At 72.6% G+C, this 25,330-nt stretch carries 21 protein-coding genes; 14 read left to right on the top strand and 7 right to left on the bottom strand.

The window, feature by feature from the left end:
• The first annotated feature begins 24 nt into the window (after positions 1-24).
• From ABGB01_RS00355 to ABGB01_RS00330, 6 genes are all read left to right on the top strand, one after another.
• Positions 25-786 (top strand): SDR family oxidoreductase, encoded by a 762-nt coding sequence (locus tag ABGB01_RS00355; RefSeq protein WP_347769028.1) that lies wholly within the window; start codon positions 25-27, stop codon positions 784-786.
• A 129-nt stretch (positions 787-915) separates the two neighbouring features.
• Complete coding sequence (locus tag ABGB01_RS00350) at positions 916-2,565, top strand: FAD-dependent oxidoreductase (RefSeq protein ID WP_347769026.1); 1,650 nt, start codon at positions 916-918, stop codon at positions 2,563-2,565.
• The gene (locus ABGB01_RS00345; protein WP_347769024.1) at positions 2,562-4,007 is read left to right on the top strand and encodes an ATP-binding protein; all 1,446 of its coding nucleotides are present in this window, start codon (positions 2,562-2,564) and stop codon (positions 4,005-4,007) included. Before ABGB01_RS00350 ends, ABGB01_RS00345 begins: the two co-directional genes overlap by 4 nt.
• Before the next feature lie 111 nt (positions 4,008-4,118).
• A complete protein-coding gene (locus tag ABGB01_RS00340; RefSeq protein WP_347769022.1) occupies positions 4,119-5,249 on the top strand; it encodes a M20 family metallopeptidase in 1,131 nt (376 codons plus the stop codon).
• Positions 5,250-5,412: 163 nt separating this feature from the next.
• Entirely contained in the window at positions 5,413-6,477 is a 1,065-nt protein-coding gene (locus tag ABGB01_RS00335; RefSeq protein ID WP_347769020.1) for an LLM class flavin-dependent oxidoreductase, read from the top strand.
• Positions 6,474-7,973 carry an AMP-binding protein gene (locus ABGB01_RS00330; RefSeq protein WP_347769018.1) on the top strand — a complete coding sequence of 500 codons (1,500 nt, stop codon included), beginning with the start codon at positions 6,474-6,476 and terminating at the stop codon, positions 7,971-7,973. The genes ABGB01_RS00335 and ABGB01_RS00330 overlap by 4 nt, the downstream gene beginning before the upstream one ends.
• A 298-nt stretch (positions 7,974-8,271) precedes the next feature.
• Here the strand turns inward: ABGB01_RS00330 and ABGB01_RS00325 are convergent, their stop codons facing one another.
• Both ABGB01_RS00325 and ABGB01_RS00320 read right to left on the bottom strand, forming a co-directional pair.
• The gene (locus ABGB01_RS00325; RefSeq protein ID WP_347769016.1) at positions 8,272-9,324 is read right to left on the bottom strand and encodes a peptidoglycan DD-metalloendopeptidase family protein; all 1,053 of its coding nucleotides are present in this window, start codon (positions 9,322-9,324) and stop codon (positions 8,272-8,274) included.
• Between the two features lie 223 nt (positions 9,325-9,547).
• Positions 9,548-10,456, bottom strand: coding sequence for a cyclase family protein (locus ABGB01_RS00320; RefSeq protein ID WP_347769014.1), 909 nt, complete (start codon positions 10,454-10,456; stop codon positions 9,548-9,550).
• Positions 10,457-10,484: 28 nt separating this feature from the next.
• On the opposite strand from ABGB01_RS00320, the gene ABGB01_RS00315 reads away from it, so the two are divergent.
• Positions 10,485-11,648 (top strand): serine hydrolase domain-containing protein, encoded by a 1,164-nt coding sequence (locus tag ABGB01_RS00315; protein WP_347769012.1) that lies wholly within the window; start codon positions 10,485-10,487, stop codon positions 11,646-11,648.
• A 12-nt stretch (positions 11,649-11,660) separates the two neighbouring features.
• Here ABGB01_RS00315 and ABGB01_RS00310 read toward each other — a convergent pair whose 3' ends face one another.
• Both ABGB01_RS00310 and ABGB01_RS00305 read right to left on the bottom strand, forming a co-directional pair.
• Positions 11,661-12,398 carry an SDR family oxidoreductase gene (locus tag ABGB01_RS00310; RefSeq protein ID WP_347770144.1) on the bottom strand — a complete coding sequence of 246 codons (738 nt, stop codon included), beginning with the start codon at positions 12,396-12,398 and terminating at the stop codon, positions 11,661-11,663.
• A gap of 54 nt (positions 12,399-12,452) precedes the next feature.
• Complete coding sequence (locus ABGB01_RS00305; RefSeq protein ID WP_347769010.1) at positions 12,453-13,058, bottom strand: isochorismatase family cysteine hydrolase; 606 nt, start codon at positions 13,056-13,058, stop codon at positions 12,453-12,455.
• 175 nt (positions 13,059-13,233) lie between these two features.
• On the opposite strand from ABGB01_RS00305, the gene ABGB01_RS00300 reads away from it, so the two are divergent.
• The 7 genes from ABGB01_RS00300 to ABGB01_RS00270 all read left to right on the top strand — a co-directional run bounded on the left by ABGB01_RS00300 (position 13,234) and on the right by ABGB01_RS00270 (position 22,165).
• Entirely contained in the window at positions 13,234-15,075 is a 1,842-nt protein-coding gene (locus tag ABGB01_RS00300) for a protein kinase (RefSeq protein ID WP_347769008.1), read from the top strand.
• Positions 15,076-15,209: 134 nt separating this feature from the next.
• Positions 15,210-15,566 (top strand): OB-fold domain-containing protein, encoded by a 357-nt coding sequence (locus ABGB01_RS00295; protein WP_347769006.1) that lies wholly within the window; start codon positions 15,210-15,212, stop codon positions 15,564-15,566.
• Positions 15,563-15,886, top strand: a complete 324-nt coding sequence (locus tag ABGB01_RS00290) for a VOC family protein (protein ID WP_347641458.1) — start codon at positions 15,563-15,565, stop codon at positions 15,884-15,886. Before ABGB01_RS00295 ends, ABGB01_RS00290 begins: the two co-directional genes overlap by 4 nt.
• 15 nt (positions 15,887-15,901) lie before the next feature.
• Positions 15,902-17,410: a class I adenylate-forming enzyme family protein gene (locus ABGB01_RS00285; protein ID WP_347769004.1), complete on the top strand. Its 1,509-nt coding sequence runs from the start codon at positions 15,902-15,904 to the stop codon at positions 17,408-17,410.
• Positions 17,407-19,425 carry an acetate--CoA ligase family protein gene (locus ABGB01_RS00280; protein ID WP_347769002.1) on the top strand — a complete coding sequence of 673 codons (2,019 nt, stop codon included), beginning with the start codon at positions 17,407-17,409 and terminating at the stop codon, positions 19,423-19,425. Before ABGB01_RS00285 ends, ABGB01_RS00280 begins: the two co-directional genes overlap by 4 nt.
• Positions 19,412-20,161 carry a glucose 1-dehydrogenase gene (locus tag ABGB01_RS00275; RefSeq protein WP_347769000.1) on the top strand — a complete coding sequence of 250 codons (750 nt, stop codon included), beginning with the start codon at positions 19,412-19,414 and terminating at the stop codon, positions 20,159-20,161. The genes ABGB01_RS00280 and ABGB01_RS00275 overlap by 14 nt, the downstream gene beginning before the upstream one ends.
• Positions 20,162-20,419: 258 nt before the next feature.
• Positions 20,420-22,165 carry a CHAP domain-containing protein gene (locus ABGB01_RS00270; protein ID WP_347768998.1) on the top strand — a complete coding sequence of 582 codons (1,746 nt, stop codon included), beginning with the start codon at positions 20,420-20,422 and terminating at the stop codon, positions 22,163-22,165.
• 121 nt (positions 22,166-22,286) lie between these two features.
• On the opposite strand, the gene ABGB01_RS00265 is transcribed toward ABGB01_RS00270, so the two are convergent.
• From ABGB01_RS00265 to ABGB01_RS00255, 3 genes are read right to left on the bottom strand one after another with little or no spacing between them, the layout of a single operon-like run.
• Positions 22,287-23,099: a TIGR03619 family F420-dependent LLM class oxidoreductase gene (locus ABGB01_RS00265; RefSeq protein WP_347768996.1), complete on the bottom strand. Its 813-nt coding sequence runs from the start codon at positions 23,097-23,099 to the stop codon at positions 22,287-22,289.
• Positions 23,096-24,082: an acyl-CoA dehydrogenase family protein gene (locus ABGB01_RS00260; protein WP_347768994.1), complete on the bottom strand. Its 987-nt coding sequence runs from the start codon at positions 24,080-24,082 to the stop codon at positions 23,096-23,098. Before ABGB01_RS00260 ends, ABGB01_RS00265 begins: the two co-directional genes overlap by 4 nt.
• The gene (locus ABGB01_RS00255; protein WP_347768992.1) at positions 24,079-25,194 is read right to left on the bottom strand and encodes an acyl-CoA dehydrogenase family protein; all 1,116 of its coding nucleotides are present in this window, start codon (positions 25,192-25,194) and stop codon (positions 24,079-24,081) included. Before ABGB01_RS00255 ends, ABGB01_RS00260 begins: the two co-directional genes overlap by 4 nt.
• Positions 25,195-25,330: the final 136 nt, after the last annotated feature.

Below are 25,330 nucleotides of genomic sequence, written 5' to 3'. Positions count from 1 at the left end.
CGACGGTCCCCTCAGGAGGCTCTGATGGATCTCGGCATCTCGGGCAAGGTCGCCCTCGTCACCGGAGGCAGCGCGGGCATCGGGCTCGCCGCGGCCAAGAGCCTCGCACGCGAAGGCTGCGACGTCTGCGTCAGCGCCCGCAGCCCGCAACGGCTCGCGGACGCGGTGGTGGAGCTGCAGGAATACGGCAAGGTCGTGCACGCCGTGCTGGCCGACGTGGAGGACCCGGCGACCGCCAGGCGGGTGGTCGAGGAGACCCGCGACGTGCTCGGCCCGATCGACATCCTCGTGGCCAACGCGGGCGGCCCGCCGGCCGGCCGGTTCGACGAGGTGGGGCTGGAGGAGTGGGACGTCGCGATCCAGCGCAACCTGCTCGGCACCGTACGCCTCATCCACGCCGTCCTGCCGGAGATGCGCGCCCGCGGCTGGGGCCGGATCATCACGGTCACCAGCAGGTCGGCCCGCGAGGCGATCGACGGCCTGGCGCTGTCCAACGCCACCCGCTCGGCCGTGGCCGGCATCGTGCGCACGCTCGCCCGCGAGGCCGGCCGCGACGGCGTGCTGGTCAACAACGTGATGCCGGGCCCGATCGAGACCGACCGGCTGCGGGAGCTGGCGGGCGGCGACGAGGCGCTGCGGCGGCGGGGCGAATCCGTGCCCGTCGGCCGCATCGGGCGCGCCGAGGAGGTCGGCGACGTGGTGGCGTTCCTGGCCGGCGAGCGGGCGTCGTTCGTGAACGGGGTCTCGCTGCTGGTCGACGGCGGGGAGAGCCACGTCATCGCCTGACCGCCGTGGTTGTGGAAGGCCTGCTCGAAGGCCCTGACGCGGACTCGCGGAGCGGGTGCTGGGGCAGCGCTCAGCACATGACATCCTTCCCTTAAGGGACGGAGTGCGACAAGGCAGGGGCGTAGCGGCATGGAGAAGCCGGTCATCGTGACGGTGGACGACGACCCGGGCGTCTCGCGGGCGGTCGCCCGTGACCTGAGACGCCGCTATGGTCAGGACTACCGGGTCGTCCGCGCCGAAGCGGCCAAGGACGGCATCGAGGCGGTCAAGGAGATGCGGCTGCGCGGCGTCGAGGTGGCGGCCATCCTGGCCGACTACCGCATGCCGCAGATGAACGGCGTGCAGTTCCTCGAGGCCGCGATGGACCTGTACCCATATGCGCGCCGGGTGTTGCTGACGGCCTACGCCGACACCGACGCCGCGATCCAGGCGATCAACGTGGTCGACCTCGACCACTACCTGCTCAAGCCGTGGGATCCGCCGGAGGAGAAGTTCTACCCGGTGATCGACGGGCAGCTCGACGCCTGGCTGCGCACCGACAGGATCGAGCGGTCGGAGCTGCGCGTGGTGGGCGACCGGTGGTCGGCGCCGTCCTACAAGGTGCGCGACTTCCTGGCCCGCAACCACGTGCCGTACCAGTGGATGCTGGCCGAGGACCCGGAGGGCGCGCAGCTGGTGAGCGCGGCCGGCGAGGGCTGCCACCTGCCGTTGGTGGTGACCGCCGACGGCACCACGCTGGAGTCGCCCGACCAGTCCGAGCTGGCCACGGCGGTGGGGCTGTCCACCACTCCGGCCACCGACTTCTACGACCTCATCGTGGTGGGCGGCGGGCCTGCAGGGCTCGGCGCGGCCGTCTACGGCGCGTCGGAGGGGCTCAACACGGTGCTGGTCGAGGCGTACTCGTCGGGCGGCCAGGCGGGCCAGAGCTCCCGCATCGAGAACTACCTGGGTTTCCCCGACGGCGTCTCCGGCCAGCAGCTGGCCGACCGGGCGCGCAGGCAGGCGCTCAAGTTCGGGGCGGAACTGCTGACCGCGCGGAAGGTGACCATGCTGGAGCCGCGCGGGCAGGCGCGGGTGATCGGGTTCAGGGATGGCGGGGAGATCGCGGCCCACGCGGTGATCCTGGCGACCGGCGTCACCTACCGCCGGCTGGAGGCGCCCGGGCTGGACGAGTTCGTGACCCGGGGCGTGTTCTACGGCGCGGCCCTGACCGAGGCCCCGTCGTGCAAGGACACCGAGGTCTACATCGTGGGCGCGGCCAACTCGGCCGGGCAGGCGGCCGTCTACCTGTCGGGATTCGCGAGCAAGGTCCACTTGTTGGTGAGGAGTGATGGTTTGGAGAAGTCCATGTCTCACTACCTCATCGAGCAGATCGCCGCGCTGCCCAACGTCGAGGTGCACCTCCAGACGGAGGTCGTCGGCGGTGGCGGCAGCGACCACCTGGAGCGGCTGACGCTGTCGTCGAAGGGCGAGGAGCGCGACGTCGACGCCCAGTGGTTGTTCGTGTTCATCGGCGCGGAGCCGTACACGTCCTGGCTCGGGGAGACGATCGAGCGGGACGCGCGGGGGTTCGTGCTCACCGGGCCCGACCTGGTGCAGGGCGGACGGCGGCCGCGCAACTGGCCGCTGCGGCGCGAGCCCTACTACCTGGAGACGAACGTGCCAGGGGTGCTGGCCGCGGGCGACGTACGCGCCGAATCGATCAAGAGAGTGGCCTCCGCCGTCGGGGAGGGCGCGATGGCCGTCGCGCTCGTGCACCGCTACCTGGAGAAACAATGAGCTCGCAGACGAGCATCGACATCGACGAGCTGCGCAAACTCTTCCTGTTCGAGCGGCTGACCGACGAGCAGCTCGCCAAGCTCGCCGGCAGCGGCGCGGTACAGACGTACGCGCAGGACGAGGACATCGTGCGGCAGGGCGAGCCGGCGGAGTGCTTCGCGGTGCTGATCGAGGGCGAGGTGCAGATGATCAGCGAGACGGTCAGCGCCGGCACCGTCGCCATGCCCCGCACCTCGCAGCCCGGCGTCTACGGCGGCGCCACCTCGGCCTACCTCGGCGAGCGGGCACCGCAGACCTACCAGCACACGCTGCGGGCCACGGCCCCGTCGCGGATCTTCATGCTGCCGGCCAAGAAGTTCGCCTACATCGTGGCCGAATGGTTCCCCATGGCGATGCACCTGCTCGACGGCCTGCTGTCGGGCGGCAGGATGCAGCGGGAGATCATCGACCGGCGGCAGCGGCTCACCGCGCTCGGAACGATCACGGCCGGGCTCACCCACGAGCTGAACAACCCGGCCGCGGCCGCCGTACGCGCGGTCAGCGAGCTGCGCACGCTGCTGCGGACCTCGCGGTTGCAGCTCGCCCAGCTCGCCCAGGACGGCATCGCGCCCGACAAGCTCCGCACGCTGGTCGAGGTCCAGGAAAGCTGCACCGAAGCCCTGGGCAGGCAGCAGCGCTCGCCGATGGAGATCTCCGACGCCGAGGAAGCGCTCGGCGAGGAGCTGGACGAGGCGGGCGTCGAGGACGCATGGGACCTGGCGCCGTCGCTGGTCAACGCCGGGTTCTCCAGCGACGACCTGAGGAAGATCCGCGACAAGGTGGGCGAGGAGCACACCCCGGCCGCGCTGCGCTGGCTGGCCGACGCGATCGAGATCTCGCAGATGCTGAGCGAGGTGACCGAGGCGACCGAGCGCATCACCTCGCTGATCCGCTCGGCCAAGCAGTACTCCCAGATGGACCGGGCGCCGTTCCAGATGGTCGACGTGCACGACCTGCTCGACAGCACGGTCGCGATCTTCCGCGGCAAGATCGCGCCGGGCGTCACGGTGGTCACTGACTACGACCGCACGCTGCCGCTGATCCCCTGCTACGCGGGCGAGCTCAACCAGGTGTGGACCAACCTGATGCACAACGCGCTCGACGCCATGGGCGAGTCGGGCACGCTGACCATCCGGACCGCGTACGACGAGGACGAGGCGATCGTCGAGATCGGCGACACCGGGCCAGGCGTGCCCGAGGCGATCAGGGACCGCATCTTCGAGCCGTTCTTCACCACGAAGACCGTGGGCGAGGGCACCGGGCTGGGTCTCGACATCTCCTACCGGATCGTGGCCGGGCGGCACGGCGGGGAGATCAAGGTGCGCTCGAAGCCGGGCGACACCTGGTTCGAGGTACGGCTGCCGTTGCGCGAGCCTGCGGCGGTCCCCGAGCCATCCGTATGAGCCGGAGGATGCGGCGTACGCGGTGAACCACCGGCAATCTCGACTTGTCATGATGAGTCGTGACCCCGTGTAATGGTTGACCGTAATGCAGCCCTCGGAAGGACTTTTGTTTTGATCATCGACTGGACCCGGCAGGCCCTACCGGCCATGCTCGACGACCTGAAGGCCGTGGTCGAGCTGGAGACCCACAGCTACGACAAGGCCATGCTGGTCAAGGGTCTGCGCGAGATCAGGGCCAGAGCCGTCGGGCTGCTCGGGACGCCCGACGACGAGATCCTGCACGAGGGCGGGCAGCACGGCGACGTCCTGGAGCTCACCTACCAGGGCACCGCCCCCGGCACGGTGCTCATGCTCTGCCACTACGACACCGTCTGGCCGACGGGGACGCTGCGGTCCTGGCCGTTCGCGGTGGTGGACGACAAGGCCACGGGACCCGGCGTGTTCGACATGAAGACGGGGCTCGTGCAGTCGATCTGGGCCCTGCGCGGGCTGCGGGAGCTGGGCCTGCCGCACCCGAGCGTGCGCTACCTGTTCAACGGGGACGAGGAGATCGGCAGCCCGGCCTCGCGCGAGCACATCGAGGCGGCCGGCATCGACGCGCTGGCCACCCTGGTCTTCGAGGCGTCCATGGACGGCGCGCTCAAGACCGCGCGCAAGGGCGTGGGGCTGTTCAACGTGAGTGCCACCGGGGTCGAGGCGCACGCGGGGCTCGACCCGTACGCGGGGGCGAGCGCGATCCACGCGCTGGCCGAGGTCGTCACCTCGCTGGTCGCGGCAAGTTCACCCGAGCGCGGCACCACGGTCAACGTCGGCCTGATCGGCGGCGGCACCGGCCGCAACGTCGCGGCCGGGCGGGCGACCTGCGGCGTGGACGTCCGCGTGAGCGATCCCGCGGAGATGGACCGGATCGACGAGGTGTTCGCCCGGCTGAGGTCATCGGACCCGAGGGTGTCGATCTCGTCGACCGGCGAGTGGAACCGGCCGCCCATGACGCCCAACCCGGCCTCCCAGCAGCTGTTCAAGGAGGCGCAGGAGGTGGCGGCCGGCTTCGGATGGCTGCTGGACGAGGCGGCGGTCGGCGGCGCCAGCGACGGCAACTTCGTCTCAACGCTCGGGCGCCCGGTGCTGGACGGCATGGGGGCGATCGGCGACGGGGCGCACGCGCGGCACGAGCACGTGCTGGTGGAGCACATCCCCGACCGCACGGCACTGGCGATCGGCCTGGTCAGCGCCCTGGCGTGACCGTGCTGAAAACGTTGTCACGGGCGCTGCCCGCGGCCGCCCCGCCGTGAGAAGGAGTGCTCAACGCCGCTGACCGGCGCCTGGGCTCCCGGCCTGGACTGGGGCGGCCTCTCGCGTATACGCTCCCAAGCGAGCGCTTGGTTTATCGCTGAGGGGCCGCCGCATGAAGTTCTCGACCTTCCACCTCTTCCACCGCTTCGACGGCCAGAGCTTCAAGGACGTCTACGACCACCACCTGGAGCTCATCGAGCTGGCCGAGGAGCTGGGGTTCGACGGGGTGCGGCTGGCCGAGCACCACTTCCGCGACTACGGCGTCGTCCCGAACCTGTTCACCATGCTCGCCCACGCCGCCGCCCGCACCACCCGCCTCAGGCTGGGCACCGGCATCGTGGTGCTGCCCCTGCACGACCCGATCCACGTGGCCGAGGAGGCCGCGCAGGTGGACGTGCTCTCCGGAGGGCGGCTGGACCTGGGCATCGGGCGCGGATACCAGAGCGCCGAGTTCGAGGGGTTCGGGATCGACCTGGCCGAGGCCCGCGACCGCTTCAACGAGGCGCTCGAGATGATCGTCGGCCTCTGGACGCGGGAGGCGTACCAGCACGAGGGGAAGTTCTACCGGACCGGCGCCGAGGTCTCGCTCGTGCCCAGGCCGCTGCAGACGCCCCACCCGCCGCTGCACGTCGCGGCCGTCTCGCCCGAGACCGTCACCATGTACGCCGAGCGCGGGCTGCCCATCCTGGCCGACCCCGCGGCGACGTTCCGCAAGGTCTGCGCGGCGGCGGGCACCTGGCGGGAGACGGCCGCGCGGGCCGGCCATCCGGACGGAGCCGAGCTGGTGGTGGCGCGCAGCGTGTACGTGGCCCCGACCCTGGAGCAGGCCCGCGCGGACCAGGAACGCTTCGAGGCGTCGTTCGACCGGTCGCGCATCTTCAACGAGCGCAGCGCCCCCATCGACCCGAAGACCGGCCGCGCCGCGCAGGGCTTCGAGTACTACCAGGACCGCTACCTCAAGGGCGGCTCCGTGTCGGCCGGTTTCCGGTGGGAGCAGCTGGAGGTCATCGGGGATCCGGCACGGGTGATCGAGCAGATCACGCTGCTCGGGGACGCCGGCTTCACGAACCTGCTGTGCGACTTCGGCAGCACCCGGCCGATGCCCCTGGCGGAGATGAAGCGGGTCATGCGCTTCTTCGCCGCCGAAGTGATGCCCGCCTTCCGGAGGTCCTCGTGATCCACAGCCTGTCCCTGTCGGACGTCCTCGCCGACCACGCCCGCAGCCGCCCGGGGATCACCGCGGTGGTGGACGGCGCGACGCGGCTGACGTACCCGGAGCTCGACGCCCGCGTGACCCGCCTGGCCGGCGCCCTGGCCGGGCTGGGGGTGGGCGGCGGCGACCGGGTGCTTTGGCTGGGCCAGAACTCCCACGCGGTGCTGGAGCTGCTGCTGGCCTGCTCGCGCCTGGGCGCGGTGTGCTGCCCGGCCAACTGGCGGCAGTCGGAGGACGAGCTGCGGTTCGTACTGGCCGACCTGACGCCGTCGGTCGTCGTCTGGGAGCCTTCGGACACGACGGCCGCGCTGCGCGGCTCGGCCCCGGGGACGTGGGTGCGGGCAGGCGACGAGTACGAGCGGCTGATCGCGGACGCGAGCCCTCGGGAGTTCCCCCAGGTGGCCGACACCGAGCCGGTGCTGGCCCTCTACACCGCCGCGTTCGGCGGCCGGCCGTGCGCCGCCCTGCTCGCCAGCGCCGCGCTCATCGCCCACGCGACCTCGTTGCTCGTCGTCCGGCAGATGGAGCCGGGCTTCACCTTCCTCAACAGCGGCCCCCTCTACCACGTGGGCACGATGATGTTCTGCCTGGCCACGTTCCAGATCGGCGGCACGAACGTCTTCACCCCCGCGTTCGACGCCGAGGAGGTGTGCCGGCTGGTCGACGCCGAACGGGTGACGCAGGCGTTCCTGTTCGGGCCGATGATCGACGCCGTCACGAAGGCGAACGCGGACGGCGCGTACGACCTGTCGTCCCTGCGCTTCGTCGCCCACTCGGCCGAGTGGGACGACATGATCACCGTGGACGGCTCGCCCTGGTGCCGGTCGAAGATGGGCGGGTACGGGCAGACGGAGGTGGGCGGGATGCTCACGTTCCTGGGGCTGGCCGAGGGCGGCGCGGGGTTCGCGGGGCGGCCGAATCCGCTGGTCCAGGTACGGTTGCTGGCGCCGGACGGCGTCGAGGTGCCGGTGGGCGAGGTGGGGGAGATTTGCGCGCGGGGCAAGACCCTCTTTTCCGGATATTTCGCCCGACCCGACTTAAATGCAGTTAAGTCGACGTACGGCTGGCACCACACCGGCGACCTCGGCCGCCGCGAACTCGACGGCACCATCACCTTCATCGGCCCCAAGCTGCGCATGATCAAGTCAGGGGCCGAGAACATCTACCCCGCCGAGGTGGAACGGGCGCTCAGGTCGCATCCGTCGGTGGCCGACGCCGCCGTCATCGGGGTGCCCGACCCCGTCTTGCACCAGGCGGTCAGGGCCGTCGTCGTGCTCCACCCGGGCGCGACGGCGACGGGCGAGGAGCTCATCGGGCACGTCAAGACGTCGCTGGCGTCGTACAAGAAGCCGCGGGAGGTCGTCTTCGTGGACGAGATCCCGAAGCGCGGCCCCGGCCCCGGCCCCGACTACGACGCCCTGGACGCCGCGCACGGCGGCGGAGGCTATCCGGGCCGTTGACACCGCCCCGAGGGGGTTTCCATCCCAGATGGGATCTTCACCCCGTCAGCTTCTCGGCCGTGAACCGCCCGGGGTTCCACGCCAGATCCTGCTGAAGTGACACGCTTGATGAGGTGCGGGCGGTCCGGCACCTCGGCGACGTCACGCTCCTGGCGGTGCCGGATAACGCTCCTTCTCGAACCGGGCAGGCTGTCCGACAGACGTTGTCGGGCACGGTCCACACGTGGTCGTTGCCTGCCTCGCTCCCGCCGATGTCGGCCGCATGGGTGGTGGGCGGCCGACACCGGCGGGGATGGGGTCAGACCAGGATGCGGGGGTAGTTGTTCCAGCCGTGGCCGACTTCTCGCGGTTGACCACCCGTGAACGGCTGACCATCATCACGGCGAATGTTGTTGCTGTAGAGCAACATCTTGCCGCCGGCGTCCACGGCCAGCAGGTCAGTGAACCCGTCTCCGGTGACGTCGGCCGGAATGATGCGAGTCGAACTACTCCAGCCGTGACCGACCTCCCGCGGCTCACCACCCGTGAACGGCTGACCCTCATCACGACGAATGTTGTTGCTGTACAGCCACATCTTGCCGCCGGCGTCCACGGCCAGCAGGTCAGTGAACCCGTCTCCGGTGACGTCGGCCGGAATGATGCGAGTCGAACTACTCCAGCCGTGACCGACCTCCCGCGGCTCACCACCCGTGAACGGCTGACCCTCATCACGACGAATGTTGTTGCTGTACAGCCACATCTTGCCGCCGGCGTCGGTCGCGAGCACGTCAGCGTACGAGTCACCCGTCACGCTGTTGCCGACTTTTTGCTCGCAGCCGTTTCGGCTCTCGACGTTGCGCCACTCACCACCGGGAGCGGGGCCGTACGCCTTGCCGCCGAGCACGGCCGTGACGCGCTCAGCGCCCTCGGAACCCCAGGAGGCGCGCCCGTCGCCGTTGGCGTCATAGCCCTGTTCGTAGTGCAGGTGCGGGGTTCCGTTCGAGGTGGGGCCGGTGTGCCCGACCCGCCCGATGGCCTGCCCCTGCGTGACTCTGTCGCCCACGCTCACGGCACGCGACTGCAGGTGGATGTAGGTGGTGAAGTGACCGCCACCATGGTTGATCTGGATCATGTTGCCGGCGTTGTCGTGATAGTACGACTGGTTCACCGTGCCGGAGGCCGGCGCGACCAGCAACGAGCCCTCGGTCTCCGACTGCGGCTCGCGAACCATGTCCAGGGCGGGGGCGTGCGTGGAGTCCCAGGTGTTCAGCCGCCACTTCTGGCCGCACGGAAAGGGCAGTTGGTAGTTCGGGGCTGCTGAGGCGGGAGCGGATGTCGCGACCAGGCCACCGGCGACGACGGTCAGGAGCATGGCCGTGCTCGCTAAGCGACTTTTCGGCATGTCGTTCCAATCACGGAGGGGTTGGGGCACGACTTGACACGCGAAAGGAAACTCCGACGTGCCCGTTCGAGCGCTACTGAAAGTAGGCTCTGGCGGTATAGGCCCGGTATGTCGCGGCCGGCACCTGGCGTCCGGCGCTACACGCCTGCCCGTGACCTGGCCGACGGGCTGACGCCCGGCGCGGGCCGGGCGGTCACAGGATGGCCAGCGGGGTGAGCGGGCTGCCGGTGCCGCCCTCGATCCTGAGCGGCGCCGCCACGAACACGAACTCCGTGCGCCCGGTCGCGCCCAGTTCCTCCAGCCAGAGCATCTCGATCAGATGGATGCCGTGCCGGTGCAGGAGAACGAGGTGCAGGTCGTCGGCGAGGCTCTCCTCGGCGCGCCCGCGCGCGTCGAGCCCGCCGATCGCGGCGTTGTCCGCGGCGACCGCCGCGACGTCGTGCGCGGCCAGCCACCGGCCCGCCGCGGCCGACAGTCCCGGCTGGCCCGACCAGTAGTCCTCGCGCGACCGTTCCCACACCCGGGGCCAGCCCGTACGGATGACCGCGACGTCCCCTGGCCGCGGGGTGGCGATGTCCGCCAGCAGGCCGGCCGTGATCCGATGGTCGGCCGGCAGGTGGTCCAGGCCGAGGTGGCGGGGCACGTCGAACAGCACGCCCCTGGCGACCACCCCGCCCACACGCTCGATGCCGCACCGGGTCGCGCCGTAGGAGCGCACCCTGGCCGCGGGGTGGCCGTTGTAGAGCTCGTCGCCCGACCACATGTGGCACAGCGCGTCCATGTGGGTGGTGGTGCCGTGGTGGGTCACGAGCAGCGCGTCGTCGGCCACCCGCAGTCCCTCGCCGATCGGCCGGGCCCCGGCCGCGTAGTCGCCGCCGTCCACGGACATGAAGTGCTGCGGCAGCGGGCGGCCGGGCAGATGCGGGACGGTCGTGGGCGCGGGCGAGGAGGTGGCGCCCCTGATCGGCATGGCCAGGCTCAGCACCTCGCCCGTGGTGGCGCTGCGCAGCGCGTCGAGCACCACGGCGGGGGTGAGGAGGTTGAGAGTGCCACGCTGATCATCTGGGCCGAATCGTCCCCAGTTGTTAGGCTCGTTTACCACTGAGCTCCCCTTTCTCCGCGGAGGTCTGATGCACTGCGATCCCCGGTTCTCCGGCGTACGCGAGGTCTTCGAACGGCACTTCTCCGACGGCGAGGAACTGGGCGGCGCCCTGGCCGTCCACCTGGACGGCGAGCTGGTCGTCGACCTGTGGGGCGGGGTCGCCGACCGGCACACCGGGCGGCCCTGGCAGCAGGACACGCCCGCGTTCGTCTACTCCTGCACGAAGGCGGTCACCGCCACCGTGCTGCTGCAGCTGGCGGAGCGGGGCCAGGTGGACCTCACCGCGCCGGTCGCCGACGTGTGGCCCGAGTTCGCCGCCGAGGGCAAGGCGGCCATCACCGTCGAGCAGGTGCTCACCCACCAGAGCGGGCTGCCGGTGATCGAGGAGCCGGTGCCGGTGGAGGAGTTCGAGGACCACGCGGCGATCGCGGCCCGGCTCGCCTCCCAGGCGCCCCTCTGGGAGCCGGGGAAGGCGCACGGCTACCACGCGCTGACCTACGGTTTCCTGCTGGGCGAGGTGATCAGGCGGGTGACGGGCAAGAGCGTCGGGGAGCTGGCCGCCGCCGAGATCGCCCGCCCGCTGGGGCTGGAGCTCTGGGTGGGGGCGCCGGACACCGTGATCGCGCGTACGGCCCGGCTCCAGGCCGGCGAACGCGCCCGGCCTCCCGCCCCCACCGAGGCCGCGCCCGAGGGCGGGCGGGCGCGGGACGTGCTGGCCGAGGTGGCCAGGGCGGCCCAGGACCCGCGGAGCCTGATGAACCGGGCGCTCGGCAACCCCGGCATGCACCTGCTCAAGGGCGGCGCGAACCATCCGGTCATCCTGCGCGCCGGGTGGCCGGCGGCCGGGGCCGTCGCCACCGCGCGGGGGCTGGCCGGGTTCTACCGGGCGCTGATCGCGGGCGAGCTCCTGCCCTCCGGCGCGCTGCGCGAGGCCGTACGCCCGCGCGTGAGCGGCCCCGACCGCGTGCTGCTCCTGGACACCTCGTTCGGGCTCGGCTTCATGCGGCCGTCGCTGACGTTCTTCGTGCCGTCGGAGACCGCCTTCGGCCACACGGGCCTGGGAGGGTTCATCGGCTTGGGCGACCCCGAGCGCGGCCTGGCCGTCGGCTACGTCATGAACCGGATGGCCGCCGCGCTCTCCGGTAACCTGCGCGGCATCCGCCTGGTGGAGGCCGTCTACCGGGCCCTGTGACCGCATCGGAGCTCAGTGCATGGTCACGCCGCCGCTCACCGACAGGATCTGCCCGGTGATGTAGGCGGCGCGATCCGTGCACAGGTAGGCGACCAGGCCCGCCACGTCGGCGGGCGTGCCGAGGCGACGCAGCGGGATGCCGCGCGCGATCTTGCCGACGAGCCCCGGCTCGGCCTCCGACACCCTTCGCAACATGGGCGTGTCGGTGGGCCCCGGGCAGACGACGTTGGAGGTGACCCGGGCTCCGGCGGCCTCGCGGGCGAGCGTCTTGGCCAACCCGAACAGCCCGGCCTTCGTGGCCGCGTACGCGCCTTCGCCTCCTGAGCCGGCCCTGGCGCCGTCGGAGGAGACGAACACCAGCCGTCCCCAGCCCCGCGCCAGCATGCCGGGCAGCAGGAGCTTGGTGAGCAGCATCGGCCCGCGCAGGTTGACCTGCCACATGAGGTCCCAGCTCGCCGGGTCGCTCTCGGTGAACGGCCGCACGACCGACACCCCGGCGTTGTGCACCAGGATGTCCACCGGCCCCACGGCGCCGGCGAACGCCTCGACGGACGGGGGCGCGGCCAGGTCGACGCCCAGCGCCCGCGCGCCGGGCAGGCCTGAGGCGACCTCCCCGGCGTTCGGCAGGTCCACGTCGGCGATCATCACGCGGGCGCCCAGCGCGGTCAGGTCGGCGGCGATGGCCGCGCCGATCGCGCCCGCTCCCCCGGTCACGACCGCCGCGCGCCCGTCCAGGCGCAGCCCGTCCATCATGCCGCGCCCATCATGCCGCGCCCATCATGCCGTGCCGATCACGCCCGCCCATCATGCCGGCGCCCGTCTCTTCCACGCCCTGGCCAGGTCCGCCGCGGCGGTACGGGTGGCGAGCAGGCCGATCGTGTGCTTCAGCACGGCCCGCGCGTAGTCGTCGGGGATGCCCGCCACCGCGTCCTTCACCACCGTCACCCGGTAGCCCAGGTTGACCGCCTCCAGGGCCAGCCCGGGGATGCCCAGGTTGAGCGAGACCCCGGCCGCGACGACGGCGGTGACGCCCATCGAGCGCAGCGTCATGTCGAGCGAGGTGCCGGTGAACGGGGAGAAGCCGTGGTAGCGCCGGCTCTCCAGGTCGCCGCCGTCCCGCAGCTCGGGGATGACCTCGGTGGCGGGCGTGCCGTCCAGCATGTGCCCGGGATCGTTGAGCAGCGAGATGATGAACGGGCAGTTGCCCGTGTGGGAGCCGGCCCGGTCGGGGCGGAAGGCGGCCGTGCAGTGGATGACCGGGATCGCCGCGGCCCTGGCCGCGTGAAGGACGCGGGCGGCGTTGGCCACGACGTCGTGCCGGACGCACGCGTCCACCAGCTCTGGAAATTTCGTGAGATCGCCGACGACGCCCCGCTGCATCTCCATCACCAGCACGGCTACCCGCTCCACCGGCGACCTCCACCCATCCATTAGCCGAGCGCTTGCTTGGTAACGTCGATCAGCATAACACCCGCCCTCAGGCGTCCATCCCCGATTGACGCTGGGCGAAATTTCTGGACTCGTGACAACCGGAACCCCGGGTGAGACCGTCCAATCGAAGACGGCTGCCTAATGGGGGTAGGACTTGGTCCCTGGTTACCGTGAAGTACGCCAGCTCGGCGCCGGCCGTACCGGCCGCGTGTTCCTCGCCACCTACCAGCAGACCGGCGCCTACGTCGCGATCAAATACCTGAACGCCACGCTGCGCCGGGACGCCGAGTTCATGAACCGCTACCGAGCGGACACCCACGAACTCGTCGAGATCGACGACCCGAACGTGGTCAAGCTCTACGAGTACGTCGAGACGCAGAGCAGGGCCGCCATCGTCATGGAGCTGGTGGACGGCGTCACGCTGCGCACCCTGCTGGCCGAGCACCACAGGATCAGCACCGAGGCGGCCCTGGCCGTGGTGAAGAGCACGCTGCTGGCCCTGGCCGCCGCCCACGAGCGGGGCGTGCCGCACCGCGACGTCAAGCCGGACAACATCCTCGTCCAGGCCGACGGCACCACCAAACTGGCGGACTTCGGCGTCGTGGTGCACGCCGAGGAGCCGGGCGTGCCCGCCGGCAGTCCCGAGTACATGGCGCCCGAACTGTGGACCCAGGGCAGGACGGGCCCGCCCGCGGACGTGTACGCGGCCGCGTGCGTCCTGTTCGAGGCGGCCAGAGGGAGGCCCCCCTACCGAGCTCACAAGGAGGGCGAGGACGGCGGGCTGGACGTGCCCGCGCTGCGCGACAAGCACCTGGTGGAGCCGGTTCCCGTGGAGGTCGCCCCCGACACGCTGCGCGACCTGCTCAGGCGGGGGCTCGCCAAGGACCCCGCGCTCCGGTACGCCTCCGCCCGGCAGTTCGCGGCGGAGCTGGAGGAGGACGCCGTCGCCGCGTACGGCCCCGACTGGGACAAGCGCGGGCGCCGCCATCTCGCCGAGCTGGCCACGCTGCTCGCCCTCCGCTTCCCGCTGGCCAGGACCGACCACGCCACGACGGCCGCCTCCCGCATCCGCGACCGCATGCCGAGGGTGCCCCGACTGCCTCCGCACCTGTGGGTGGCCGGCGCGACCGTGGTCGCCGTGTCGATCACGCTCATGATGTCGGGCGGCCGGCTGCCCCCCGGACCGGGGGCGATCCTCATGCCGCCCCCCGAGACGCAGAGCGAGCCGGAACCGACCCAGGCCGACGCCGGCACACCCGGCCCGACCAGGACGGCCGCCACACCCCGGCGCACGGCCGCCGAGCCGGCGCCCACGCCTCCCGCGCGCAGCGCCTCACAGTCCCTCCCCACCGTCCGGCGGCCCTCCGCCCCGGCCCCCACCGTCCAGGCCGTCGGCATCGTGCGGTGGAGCGGCACGGCCGGCGCGATCAGGGTGTCGGCGAACGGCACCGGGCCCGTGCGGTTGCGGATCTCGTACACGCGGAGGGACGGGGACGCCGGCGCGGCCAGGACGGTCCGCCAGGAGCTCCGCACCCTGCGCGGTCAGACCGCCTACACCAGCGCCGTCACGCACGATCCCGGAGGCGTGGCGTGCGGGCGGCGGGCGTACGTCGGGATCCTCGTGATGACGGAGCCGGCGGCGGGCAACGGGCCGCAGGTGAGCGAGGCGCTCGTGGACGGCCCGAGCTGCGCCGCCCCGACGCCGACCTCGTCCGGGCCCACCGCCCCGGCGCCCACCCAGGAACCGACCGCCTCGGCCCGCACCACCCCCGCGCCCTCCCCGGCCCGCACCACCTCGTCCCCGCCCGCCCGCATCGCGTCGCCGACCTCCACCACCGACGGAGCTTCGCGCCTCGCACCTCCGGCCACGGACCCCGACGCCGCACCGCCCGCCACCGACCGCGACGCCGCCACTTCCGCCATGGAGCCCGGCGCGACGCCACCTCCCGCCACCGACCACGACGCGGCATCGCCCACCTCACCGCCGCCCGCCTAGGAAGATTCCGCGCTGTCACCGGAGGACCTCACCGCGCGCCGCCGTGGCGATCCCGTACGCTTCAGCGACAACCGTCACGGGCGCGGCCGGCGAGGTCTTGTGGGGCAACCAAGCGTGCGCTAGCTTGGCTAGCGATGAGTGGTGACACCTGTGCCCACCGGGCCGCCCACGGCGAACTGGTCATCCAGCGCTGCACCGGCTGCGACCACCGCAGCCACCTCCCGGAACCGGCGTGCCCCGGGTGCGGCGGCCGGGACTTCCGCGCCGAGCCGGCCTCCGGCGAGGGCGTGGTGCACACGTTCACGATCGTGCACCGCTCCTTCGCCCCCGGCTACCAGGGCCGCGAGCCCTACGTCGCGGCCTGGGTGGATCTGCGGGAAGGCCCCAGGGCGTTCGGGCACGTGGTGGGGTGCGCGCCAGAAGAGGTACGCGTCGGCATGCCGGTACGCGTGACGTTCATAGACGATCTCCCCCATTGGAGGCCCGCGTGAAGCTGGGCAACGTGCTGATTCCCGTCGCCGACCTGGACGAGGCGATCGCCTTCTACGGGTTGCCGGTGAAGTTCCGCGACGGCGACAGGTTCGCGGCGCTCGACGGGGGCGGGGTCACCGTGGCGCTGGCCGGGCCCGCCGAGCACGTCACCGCCTCGGCCGCGCCGTCGTACAAGGTGGACGACGTGGCGCGGGTCGTGCGGGAGATGGAGGGACGCGGCGCCGAGGTGGTGCGGGCGCCGGAGGACGGGCCGCACGAGAGGCGGGCCGTGCTGCGCGATCCCTCAGGCAACGTCTTCGTGCTCTATTCGCCCCTCTGATGTGGAGGCACCCCCATGGCACGATCACCCTACGGCAACTACGGCCACGCGGTCCTGACCGCGGGAGCGCTGCGCACGCCCGACCGGGTGGCGCTGACGTACTGCGGCGAGCGGAGCTTCACCTACGACGAGCTCAACAGGAGCGTCAACCGCCGCGCGAACGCCCTGATCGCGGCCGGGATCATGCCGGGGCGGCGGGTGGCGGTGCTGCTCAACGAGACGTTGCGGGTGGCCGAGGTCTACCTCGCGCAGGCCAAGATCGGGGCGGTGACAGCGGCGCTGAACCCGTACTGGCCGGTGGAGACGGTGCGGGACGTGGTGGCCGCCTCGGGGTGCACGGCGCTGGTGCACGACGCGACGGTCGAGGGGGTGGTCGAGCAGATCAGGGACGACCTGCCGGCGGTGACCACGTGGATCGACGTGCGCGAGCCGGCGGAGGGTCCGGACGCCGAGCCGCCGCTCGGCGGGTTACACGACGATCCGCTGGCGCTCTACTACACCTCGGGGACGACAGGGCTGCCCAAGGCCGTCGTGCACACGCACGCGTCGTCGCTGGCCACGGCGCGGATCTGGCTGGACGTCCCGCGCGGGCCCGACGCGGTGTTCGGCACGGGCGCGATCATCTGGGGCATCGGCTTCCCCGCCATCGCCGGGCCCGCCCTGTACGCCGGGATGCGCCTGGTGCTGGAGCAGGACTGGGGCCCGGCGAACTTCCTGCGCGTCGTCCCCCGCGAACGGGTCACGCACGTGTCGCAGATCCCCTCGTTCTACGCGGCGCTGCTGGGCTCGCCCGACCACGAGGGCGTGGACCTGTCGTCCATCCGGGTGATCATGCTGGGCGGGGAGCCGCTGACCGCGACCATGCTCGACCGGATCAGGGCCAGGCTGCCGCAGGCGGCGGTGTTCTCGTACTACGGCCAGACCGAGGCGCCGTACACGTGCATGGGGCGGGTGGACGACGGCTCGATCCCGCTCGGGTCGTCCGGGCGCGCCCGCACGGGCAACGCGGTACGGATCACGAACCAGCGCGGCCACCGCGTGGTCGACGAGGTCGGCGAGATCAACCTGGCCGGGCCGCACCGGATGGCCGGTTACGACGGCCTGCCGGACCGCACGGCGGAGGTGCTGCGCGGCGCGTGGTACGTCGGGGGCGACCTCGGGACGCTCTCGGCCGGCGGCGTGCTTCGCGTGCTCGGCCGGCGGGAGGACGCGATCATAAAGGGCGGCGTCTGGACGCAGCCGGCCGTGATCGAGGAGGCCGTTTCGGCCCTCGACGGCGTGGCCGAGGCGGGCGCGGTGGGCGTGCCGGAGGGCGCGGCGGACCAGCGGGTCCTGCTGGCCGTCGTGCCGCGCGCCGGGCACTCGCTGGACGCCTCCAAGATCGCGCTGTCGCTGGCCGACACGCTCCCCGCCCACCAGCGCCCCGACCACATCGTGGTGGCCGCCGAACTCCCGCACGCGCAGGACGCCTCCGGCGGCCCCGGCAAGCTGCTGCGCAGGAAGATCCGCGAGCTGTACGGGTGAGCGCGTACGAGCACGAGGTCAAGGCGCTGCTGCGCGAGGCGGGAGTGCCGGTCCCGCGCGGGGTGGTGGTGGGCGACGGCGACTTCGGCGCGGCCGGCGAGCTGGCCGCGCCGCTGGTGTTGAAGGCGTTCGGGCCGGGGTTGGTGCACAAGTCCGAGGCCGGGGCCGTGGCGCTGGGCCTGCGGCACGGCGAGCTCGCGGCGGCGGCCGCCGCGATGGCCTCCCGGCTGGACGTCGCGGGGTTCCTCGTGGAGGAGCAGGCGCAGGCCGGAGTCGAGCTCATCGTGGGCCTGGTGCGCGACCCTGGGTTCGGGCCGGTGGTGCTGGCCGGCCTCGGCGGGGTGTGGGCGGAGGCGCTGGGTGACACGGCGCTGCGGCTCTGCCCGATCACGGAGGAGGACGCCCGGAGCATGCTGGCCTCGCTGCGCGGGGCCGCGCTCCTGCGCGGGTGGCGCGGCGGCCCGCCGGTGGACGTGGACGCGGTGGTCGAGCTGCTCGTGACGGTCGCCGGACCCGGCGGGCTGTGGGAGCGGCTGGAGCTGGGCGAGTTCGAGCTGAACCCGGTCATCGCGGGACCGTCGGGCGTGGTGGCCGTCGACGCCCGCCACCTGCCCGCCGCGGCCCCCGCACGGTCGGCGGCGGGACCGCCCGCGGACTTCCTGCCGCTCTTCGAGCCCAGGGCCGTGGCGGTCGCCGGCGCGTCCACGACCCGGCCGAACTTCGGCAACATGTTCCTCGGCTTCTACCGCGAGGCGGGTGTCCCGCTGGTGGCGGTGCACCCCGAGGCGGACGAGGTGTCGGGCGTGCCGGCCGTACGCTCCCCCGCGCTGGCGGAGGTGGACTACGCGCTGGTCGCCGTGCCGGCCGGGCGGTGCGCCGACGTGGTGCGGCAGGCGGCGGGGATCCCGTTCGTGCAGGTGATGAGCGGGGGGTTCGGGGAGGCCGGGCAGCACGGGCTGGAGCGGGAGCTGGTCGCGGCGGCCCGCGCGGCGGGCACGCGGCTGCTGGGGCCCAACTGCATGGGCGTCTACTGCCCGCGGGGCCGGCAGACGTTCGTCGGCGGCGGGCTCGGGCCCGCCGGATCCGTGGCCCTGATCTCGCAGAGCGGCGGCCTCGCCGGCGAGGTGATCAAGGTCGGGGAACAGCGCGGGCTGGCGTTCAGCCGGGTCGCCACGGTCGGCAACGCGGCCGACGTGACCCCCGCCGAACTGCTGCGCTGGCTCTCTAGCGATGAGCAGACGCGCGCGGTCGGGCTGTACCTGGAGGATCCGCGCGGCGGGCGAGAGCTGTACGAGGCGCTGGGGGCGACGGACCTGCCCGTGGTGCTGCTCGTCGGCGGGCGCAGCGGGCAGGGGCGGCGGGCGGCGGCCTCCCATACGGGCGGCATGGTGAGCGACCGGCGGATCTGGGAGGCGGTGGCCGAGCAGGCGGGCGTGGCGCTGGTGTCCGGCCAGGACGACCTGATCGGGGTCCTGGCGTACTTCCAGGCGCACGGCTCGCGGGTCACCTCCGGGGACGGCGTGCTGGTGGTGGGACCGAGCGGGGGCGCGAGCGTGCTGGCCGCCGACGCGTTCGACGGCGCGGGTGTGTGGCTCGATCCGCTGCCGGACGACGCGCTCGACGCGCTGCGCGGGCTCGGGGTGGCCGCGGCGGGCAATCCGCTCGAGGTGCCCGTCGGGCCGCTCGGTCGTGCCGGGCTCGTGCCCGAGGTGATCGACACGATCATGTCGCGGCGGCCGTACCGGGACGTCGTGGCGCACGTGAACGTGCAGGCCTTCTTCACGTACGGCGACGCGGCGGAGCCCCTTCACGCCTACGCCAGGGCGGTCGCGGGAGCCCAGGGCGCGCTGCCGGGCACCCGGATCACCCTCGTCACCAGGAACGGCGACTGCGCCCCCGAGGGCGTCGAGGACGAAGTGAGACGGATCGCGGCGGCTGCGGGGATCCCCGTCTACCGCTCGATGGAGGCGGCCGCAGCGGCCGTCGCCGGAGGAGGACATCATGAGATTGCTTGACGGCAGGGTCGCGCTGATCACGGACGGGACCCGGGGCATGGGGGCGGCGCACGTGCGGCTCTTCCTGGAGGAGGGCGCGCGGGTGGTGTTCGGCGACGTGCTGGACGACGAGGGCAAGGCGCTGGCGGAGGAGACGGGCGCGGTCTATGTCCGGCACGACGTGACGAGCGCGCAGGAGTGGGAGCGCGCGGTGTCGATGACCACCGATCTGTACGGCAAGCTCGACGTCCTGGTCAACAACGCAGGGATCCTGAAATATCGGCGCATTCATGAGATGTCACCCGAGGACTTCGACCGGGTGATCGACGTCAACCTCAAGGGCTCCTGGCTCGGGATCAAGTCGGTGATCGACCCCATGAAGGCGGCCGGGCGCGGCGCCATCGTGAACATCTCCTCGATCGAGTCCTTCATCGGCGCCGAGGGGCTGTCGGCGTACTCGGCCTCGAAGTTCGGGCTGCGCGGGATCACCAAGTCGGCGGCGCGGGAGCTGGCCAGGTTCAAGATCCGGGTCAACTCGGTGCATCCTGGCGCGATCAACACCGCGATGGCCATGGACCCCGACATGGCGAACGAGGTGGACGCGGACACGTTCGTGAAGTCCATGGTCATCAAGCGGTTCGCCAAGCCGGTCGAGGTGTCGCACGTGGTGGCGTTCCTGGCCTCCGACCGGGCGAGCTACTGCACGGGCAGCGAGTTCACGGTGGACGGAGGGCTGCTGACCGGGGCGGGATACTAAGATCTCACCCCAAGGTAGATCTTTTGGGTTTAAACCACCTGGATCGGACATTTCTGGCAGCATCCTGACCTGCGGTTCTTTCCCAGGAAGAGTCGACTCTTCCTTGGGGCGTGCTTGACCTGGGGTTACCAAACGGTAACCTCGCTCATCGCAGGAGATGACAAGCCGCCGGTTTCGTCACACCAGTCACAGGGCGCTCGTATACCCAAGTCTGCGTGCACAAAACCGGTCTTGCCCGGAAGGTTTCCCCACGCCTCCATGACGCCAGAGATGAAGAAGTTCGTCGAGCTGCTCGAGCGCCAGCTCGGCTACTCGGAGAAGGCCGGCGCGTACACCAAGTTCGGCTCCTGGTACGGCAAGAACGTCGAGTTCGACGCCGACTACACCTCCGCCCCGTGGTGCGACATGATGTTGTCCTGGGCGGCGCACAAGCTCGGCTACGAGGAGTGGATCGGCCAGTTCGCCTGGACGGTCGCCCACGCCAAGTGGTTCAAGGAGCAGGGCGCGTGGGGGAAGAAGCCCAAGCCCGGCGCGATCGTCTTCTACGACTGGAGCGGATCCAACAAGATCAGCAGGATCGACCACGTCGGCGTCGTGACGCGGGTCGAGGGCGACACGATCTACACGATCGAGGGCAACATCGACGGCGGCGTCGCCAAGCGCAAGGAACGCGACACGAGCAAGGTCGTCGGCTACGGCTACCCGGAGGAGATCAAGGCCCGCCTGGACGAGGAGGCCGCCCAGCAGGCCAAGGAGGCCAGGAAGAAGGCGGAGGAGCGGGCGGAGGAGCCGTCAAGGCCCGGCAACGACGTCGGCGTGCTCGAGCTTCCCGCGGACGAGGCGCTGTCCGGCATGATCCCCCGCGCGAAACGCGACGAGCCCGCCCGCGCCCCGCACTCCGGCGGCCGCGACGCCGCCGCACCCGCCCCTGCCCCGTCGAAGAAGGCCGAGCAGGAGGCCACGGTCCACGCCTCCGCGAGCGCCACCGGCAAGGAGCCCGTTAAGAAGGCCAAGCACGCCAAGCCGTCCACCGCCGACACCACGGCCGCGACCGCCGACCCGGTCCCCGCCCACATCGACGCCGCGGCCACCGCCCCCATGCCCGCCGTGTCCACGCCGACGCTGGTCGGCTCCGCGCTGGTGGCCGCGCTGGCGTTACTCGCCGTCGCCAAGACCCGACGGCTGCGAGCCGCCGCGTCCGCCGCGTCTTCTGCGTCCGCCGCGTCCGGCACGGGCGCCCGCCCGGCCCGCTCGAACGCCGGCCGCCGTCGCCGCCGCAACGCCGCCCCCGCGCCCCGGCGCCGGCTCGCCACCCGGCCCTTCGACCTCGCCACCGACGCCCCCGAACTCCGTACCACCGACACCGCCGCCCCCCGCTCCCCGCGCCACACCACGGCGCTCCGCCGCGCGGCGGACACCGGGCCCTTCACACCCGCCTTCGACGACACGGCTCCCGCCGGGACGGGGCCGCTGGAGATCGTCCTCGACACCGGCCCGCTCGATCGTGTCGTGGACACGGGACCGTTCGAACGCATCGTCATCCCCGGCGCGTCGAGCAGCTTCGACGCCTTCGCCCCCACCCGCGCCACCGGCGCGGACGCCTTCGGCCCGCCCGTCACCGTCGACCACCCCTCCGGCGGCCCCTACCGCGGACGGCGGCGACGACACGAGCGGCTGGCCGAAGAGCCCGCGTTCGCGTCCGACCTGCCGTCGCGCGGCCGCCGCCACCGCCGCACCCAGCCGGGCTCGCCTGACGTCCAAGGACTTCGCCCAGGCAACGCGCCGCAACCCGCCAGAGCACCATACGCGGGCCGCCAGGAGCCCGGACAGCCCGCGGGACGCGCGCAGTCCAGGCGGCCAGGCGAGGGGCGCGGTGCCGAGGGGTTCGTCCAGGACCTCCCGCTGAAGGGCCGCAGGCACCGCAGGACGACCCGCCCCGACGACGGCCGCCAGCTGGCCGGCGCAGCCACCACCCGGCCAGGAAAGGGACGCCACCGCGCCTGACCGGCCTCCCGGCCCGTGCCGACCGCATCGCGACGCCACCGCGCCCGACCAGCGACCCGCACCGCGCCCGGCCGGCCCGGGACCCTTCAGCGCGACGCCGAGGGCGTTCGGAGGGGCGTCCCTAGCCGAGCCCGTGCTCGGCGGCGAAGGCGGCCAGCCGGGAGACGGCGTCCCGTCCGCGCGTCCACGGCCGTACGATGAGCCGTTCCACGCCGAGCGCCTCCCACGCGGCCACGTCGTCAGGGGAGGCCGGCGCGTAGGCGTGCACCGTCACGGGAACCCCAGGCCCGAGCCGGTCGAGCTGCGGCCGGATCGACTCGATCGTGTGCGGCATGCTGATCCACCCGTCGCAGAGCCGCGCCGCCCTGCGCAGCGCGGCGCCCGACTCCCCGCCCGCGAGCACGGGCAGCCGCCGCTGCACCGGCTTGGGTTCGAACGCGACCTCGGGGAACGAGTAGAACCTCCCGGAATGGGCCACCACCGGCTCGCTCCAGAGCCGCCTGACCACCTCGATCGCCTCGTCCAGCCGCGCCCCGCGCGTGCCGAACGGGATGCCGGCCGCCTCCCACTCCCCCCGGTACCAGCCGGCGCCGACCCCGCAGATGGCCCGTCCCGACGAGACGACGTCCAGCGTGGCGAACGCACGGGCCGACACGAAGGGGTGTCGCAGAGCGAGGAGCTGCACCGCCGTGCCGAGCCTGACACGGGAGGTGAAGGCGGCGAGCCAGCACAGGTACGCGGGCGCGTCGAACAGCGGCGTGCCGGGGTTGATCCCCGGGCCGGTGGCGCCCGGGTAGTCGGCGAGCGACAGGTCCGTGGTGAACACCAGGTGCTCGGGCAGCCACACCGACTCGAACCCCAGCTCGTCCGCGGCCACCGCCACGTCCTTCCACGCGGCGGGATGCAGCAGGCCGAGCGGCACGCCGAACTTCACGGATACCGTCCCGGGCCGCCGTTGATGACGGCTGCGCAGAGGCGTTCGCGGTGAGCGGCCGCGGTGCCGTACGCGGACGAGAGCGACCAGGCCCGCGCGAGCCAGAACCGCAGATCCAGCTCCTCGGTGTACCCGATCGCCCCGTGCACCTGCAGCGCCACCCGCGCCGCGAGGTCGGCGGCCTCCCCCGCGGCGGCCTTGGCGGCGCTGGCGTCTCGTCCGGCGCTGGGCAGCGGCCGGCTCCGGGGCCCGCCCACCGACAGGGCCGCCCGGTGTACGAGGGGCGCGGCGAACTCGACGGCCACGGCGACGTCCGCGAGCTGGTGCTTGACCGCCTGGAACGACCCGATGGCCGCCCCGAACTGCGTCCTGGCCCGCGCGTACGCGACGGTGACCGCGAGCAGCTCCCTGGCGACCCCGACGAGCTGCGCCGCCGTGGCGACGGTGGCCGCGAGCACCACGGCGTCCATCGCCGGCTCGACGGCCCCGCCCAGGTCCTCGGACGCGTCGAAGCCCACCTCGAACAGCGGCCGGCACGGATCGACGCCGGGGCGGGGCGCGAGGCGTACGGACTCCTCGCGGACCAGGTGCCAGCCGCCCGCCCGCGCCACCACCAGCAGGTCGGCCAGGTCGGCGTCCGGCGCGTACGCCTGCCCCGGCGGCAGCACGCTCACGCACACGGCGCCGGAGGCCAGCCCGGGCAGGCTCGCCGGCAGGTACGCCGCCGCCACGGCGGTCTCGACGACCGGCCCCGGCAGGCACGCCCGCCCGGTCTCCTCCAGCGCCGGCAGGACGTCGGCCGGCGACAATCCCAGGCCGCCGGACTCGGCGGGCAGCAGCAGGCCGAAGAAGCCCAGGCCGGCGAGCTGCTTCCAGGCGGGCCGCCGCTCGGTGCGCAGCGCGGCCGGCGGGCAGTGCGCCCGCAGCACGTCGCGCACGGTCGCGCCCAGGGCGAGCTGGTCGGGGGTGAAGCCGAAGTTCACGGCCGCACCCCCGCCCTGGGCAGCCCGAGGACACGTTCGGCGATGATGGTGCGCTGGATCTCGTTCGTGCCCGCGTAGATCGGGCCCGCCAGCGCGAAGAGGAACCCGTCCAGCCAGGCCGTGTCCCCCGCCCGGTCTCCGAGCAGTTCCATGGCGAGGGCGTGCATGCGCAGGTCCAGCTCGGACCAGAACACCTTGCCCATGCTGGCCTCGGGCCCGAGCTCCTCGCCGGTCGTGAGCCGCCGCGCGGTGGCGTACGTGTGCAGCCGGTAGGCCTCCGCGTCGGCCCAGCACCGGGCGGCCCGGTCGGCGAGGGCCGGGCCGGCGTCGCGGGCGAGCGCGACGAGCCGGTCGGCGGTGGCGAGGAACCGTCCCGGGCTGCGCAGGGTCAGCCCGCGTTCGGACGAGGTGGTGGCCATCGCGATCCGCCATCCGTCGCCCGGCTCACCGACCACCATCGACTCCGGCACGAACACCCCGTCGAAGTGCAGCTCCGCGAACCCGGGCAGCCCGTCGAGCTGCGCGATCGGCCGGACGGCGACGTCGTCCATGGGGAACATGACGTACGTGAGGCCGTGGTGGCGCGTGCCGGAGGTGCGGAAGAGGCCGAACCCGTGGGTGGCGTGGGCGGCGCGCGAGCTCCACGTCTTGTGGCCGTACAACCGCCGGCCGCCGGGCGCGGGCTCGGCCCTGGAGGTCAGCGCGGCCAGGTCGCTGCCCGCCTCGGGTTCCGACCATGCCTGCGCCCACACGTCGTCGCCCCGGGCCATCCGCGGCAGCCAGCGGTCGCGCTGTTCCGGCGTGCCGAATCTCATGAGCGACGGCGCCAGCAGGAAGATGCCGTTCTGCGTCACCCGGGCGGGGGCTCCGGCGGCCCAGTACTCCTCCTCGAAGATCAGCCACTCGATGAGGGAGGCGCCGCGCCCGCCGTAGTGCTCGGGCCAGGAGACGGCGGACAGCCGCGCGCCGGCCAGCAGCGCCTCCCAGGCGCGGTGCGCCTCGAAGCCCTCCGCCGTGTCCAAGGGCGGGAGCGGTCGCGGCAGGTGCGCGCGCAGCCAGTCACGAACCTCGGCTCGGAAGTCCCGCTCGGCCGGGGAGAAGTCGAGATCCACATAACCAACCTAGCGCACGCTTGGTTAACACACCATAGGATCCGGCGCCGGAGCGGCCGCTCCGCCACGCCCGAACATCGCCGCCGCGACCCTCCGAGCACGTGGATATCCGCGAACGCCCCGGGCAGGCTGTCCG

Origin of the sequence: Nonomuraea sp. B5E05 (assembly GCF_039880665.1) — a bacterium.
GTDB lineage: Bacteria > Actinomycetota > Actinomycetes > Streptosporangiales > Streptosporangiaceae > Nonomuraea.
The sequence above is the reverse complement of the archived record's forward strand: the minus strand, read 5'-3'. Positions and strand labels throughout refer to the sequence as shown.

Coding starts and splice junctions, on each gene's coding strand:
- ABGB01_RS00355 (WP_347769028.1), top strand. CDS start 25: ATGGATCTCGGCATCTCGGGCAAGGTCGCCCTCGTCACCGGAGGCAGC.
- ABGB01_RS00350 (WP_347769026.1), top strand. CDS start 916: ATGGAGAAGCCGGTCATCGTGACGGTGGACGACGACCCGGGCGTCTCG.
- ABGB01_RS00345 (WP_347769024.1), top strand. CDS start 2,562: ATGAGCTCGCAGACGAGCATCGACATCGACGAGCTGCGCAAACTCTTC.
- ABGB01_RS00335 (WP_347769020.1), top strand. CDS start 5,413: ATGAAGTTCTCGACCTTCCACCTCTTCCACCGCTTCGACGGCCAGAGC.
- ABGB01_RS00325 (WP_347769016.1), bottom strand. CDS start 9,324: ATGCTCCTGACCGTCGTCGCCGGTGGCCTGGTCGCGACATCCGCTCCC.
- ABGB01_RS00315 (WP_347769012.1), top strand. CDS start 10,485: ATGCACTGCGATCCCCGGTTCTCCGGCGTACGCGAGGTCTTCGAACGG.
- ABGB01_RS00310 (WP_347770144.1), bottom strand. CDS start 12,398: ATGGACGGGCTGCGCCTGGACGGGCGCGCGGCGGTCGTGACCGGGGGA.
- ABGB01_RS00295 (WP_347769006.1), top strand. CDS start 15,210: ATGAGTGGTGACACCTGTGCCCACCGGGCCGCCCACGGCGAACTGGTC.
- ABGB01_RS00285 (WP_347769004.1), top strand. CDS start 15,902: ATGGCACGATCACCCTACGGCAACTACGGCCACGCGGTCCTGACCGCG.
- ABGB01_RS00275 (WP_347769000.1), top strand. CDS start 19,412: ATGAGATTGCTTGACGGCAGGGTCGCGCTGATCACGGACGGGACCCGG.
- ABGB01_RS00270 (WP_347768998.1), top strand. CDS start 20,420: ATGACGCCAGAGATGAAGAAGTTCGTCGAGCTGCTCGAGCGCCAGCTC.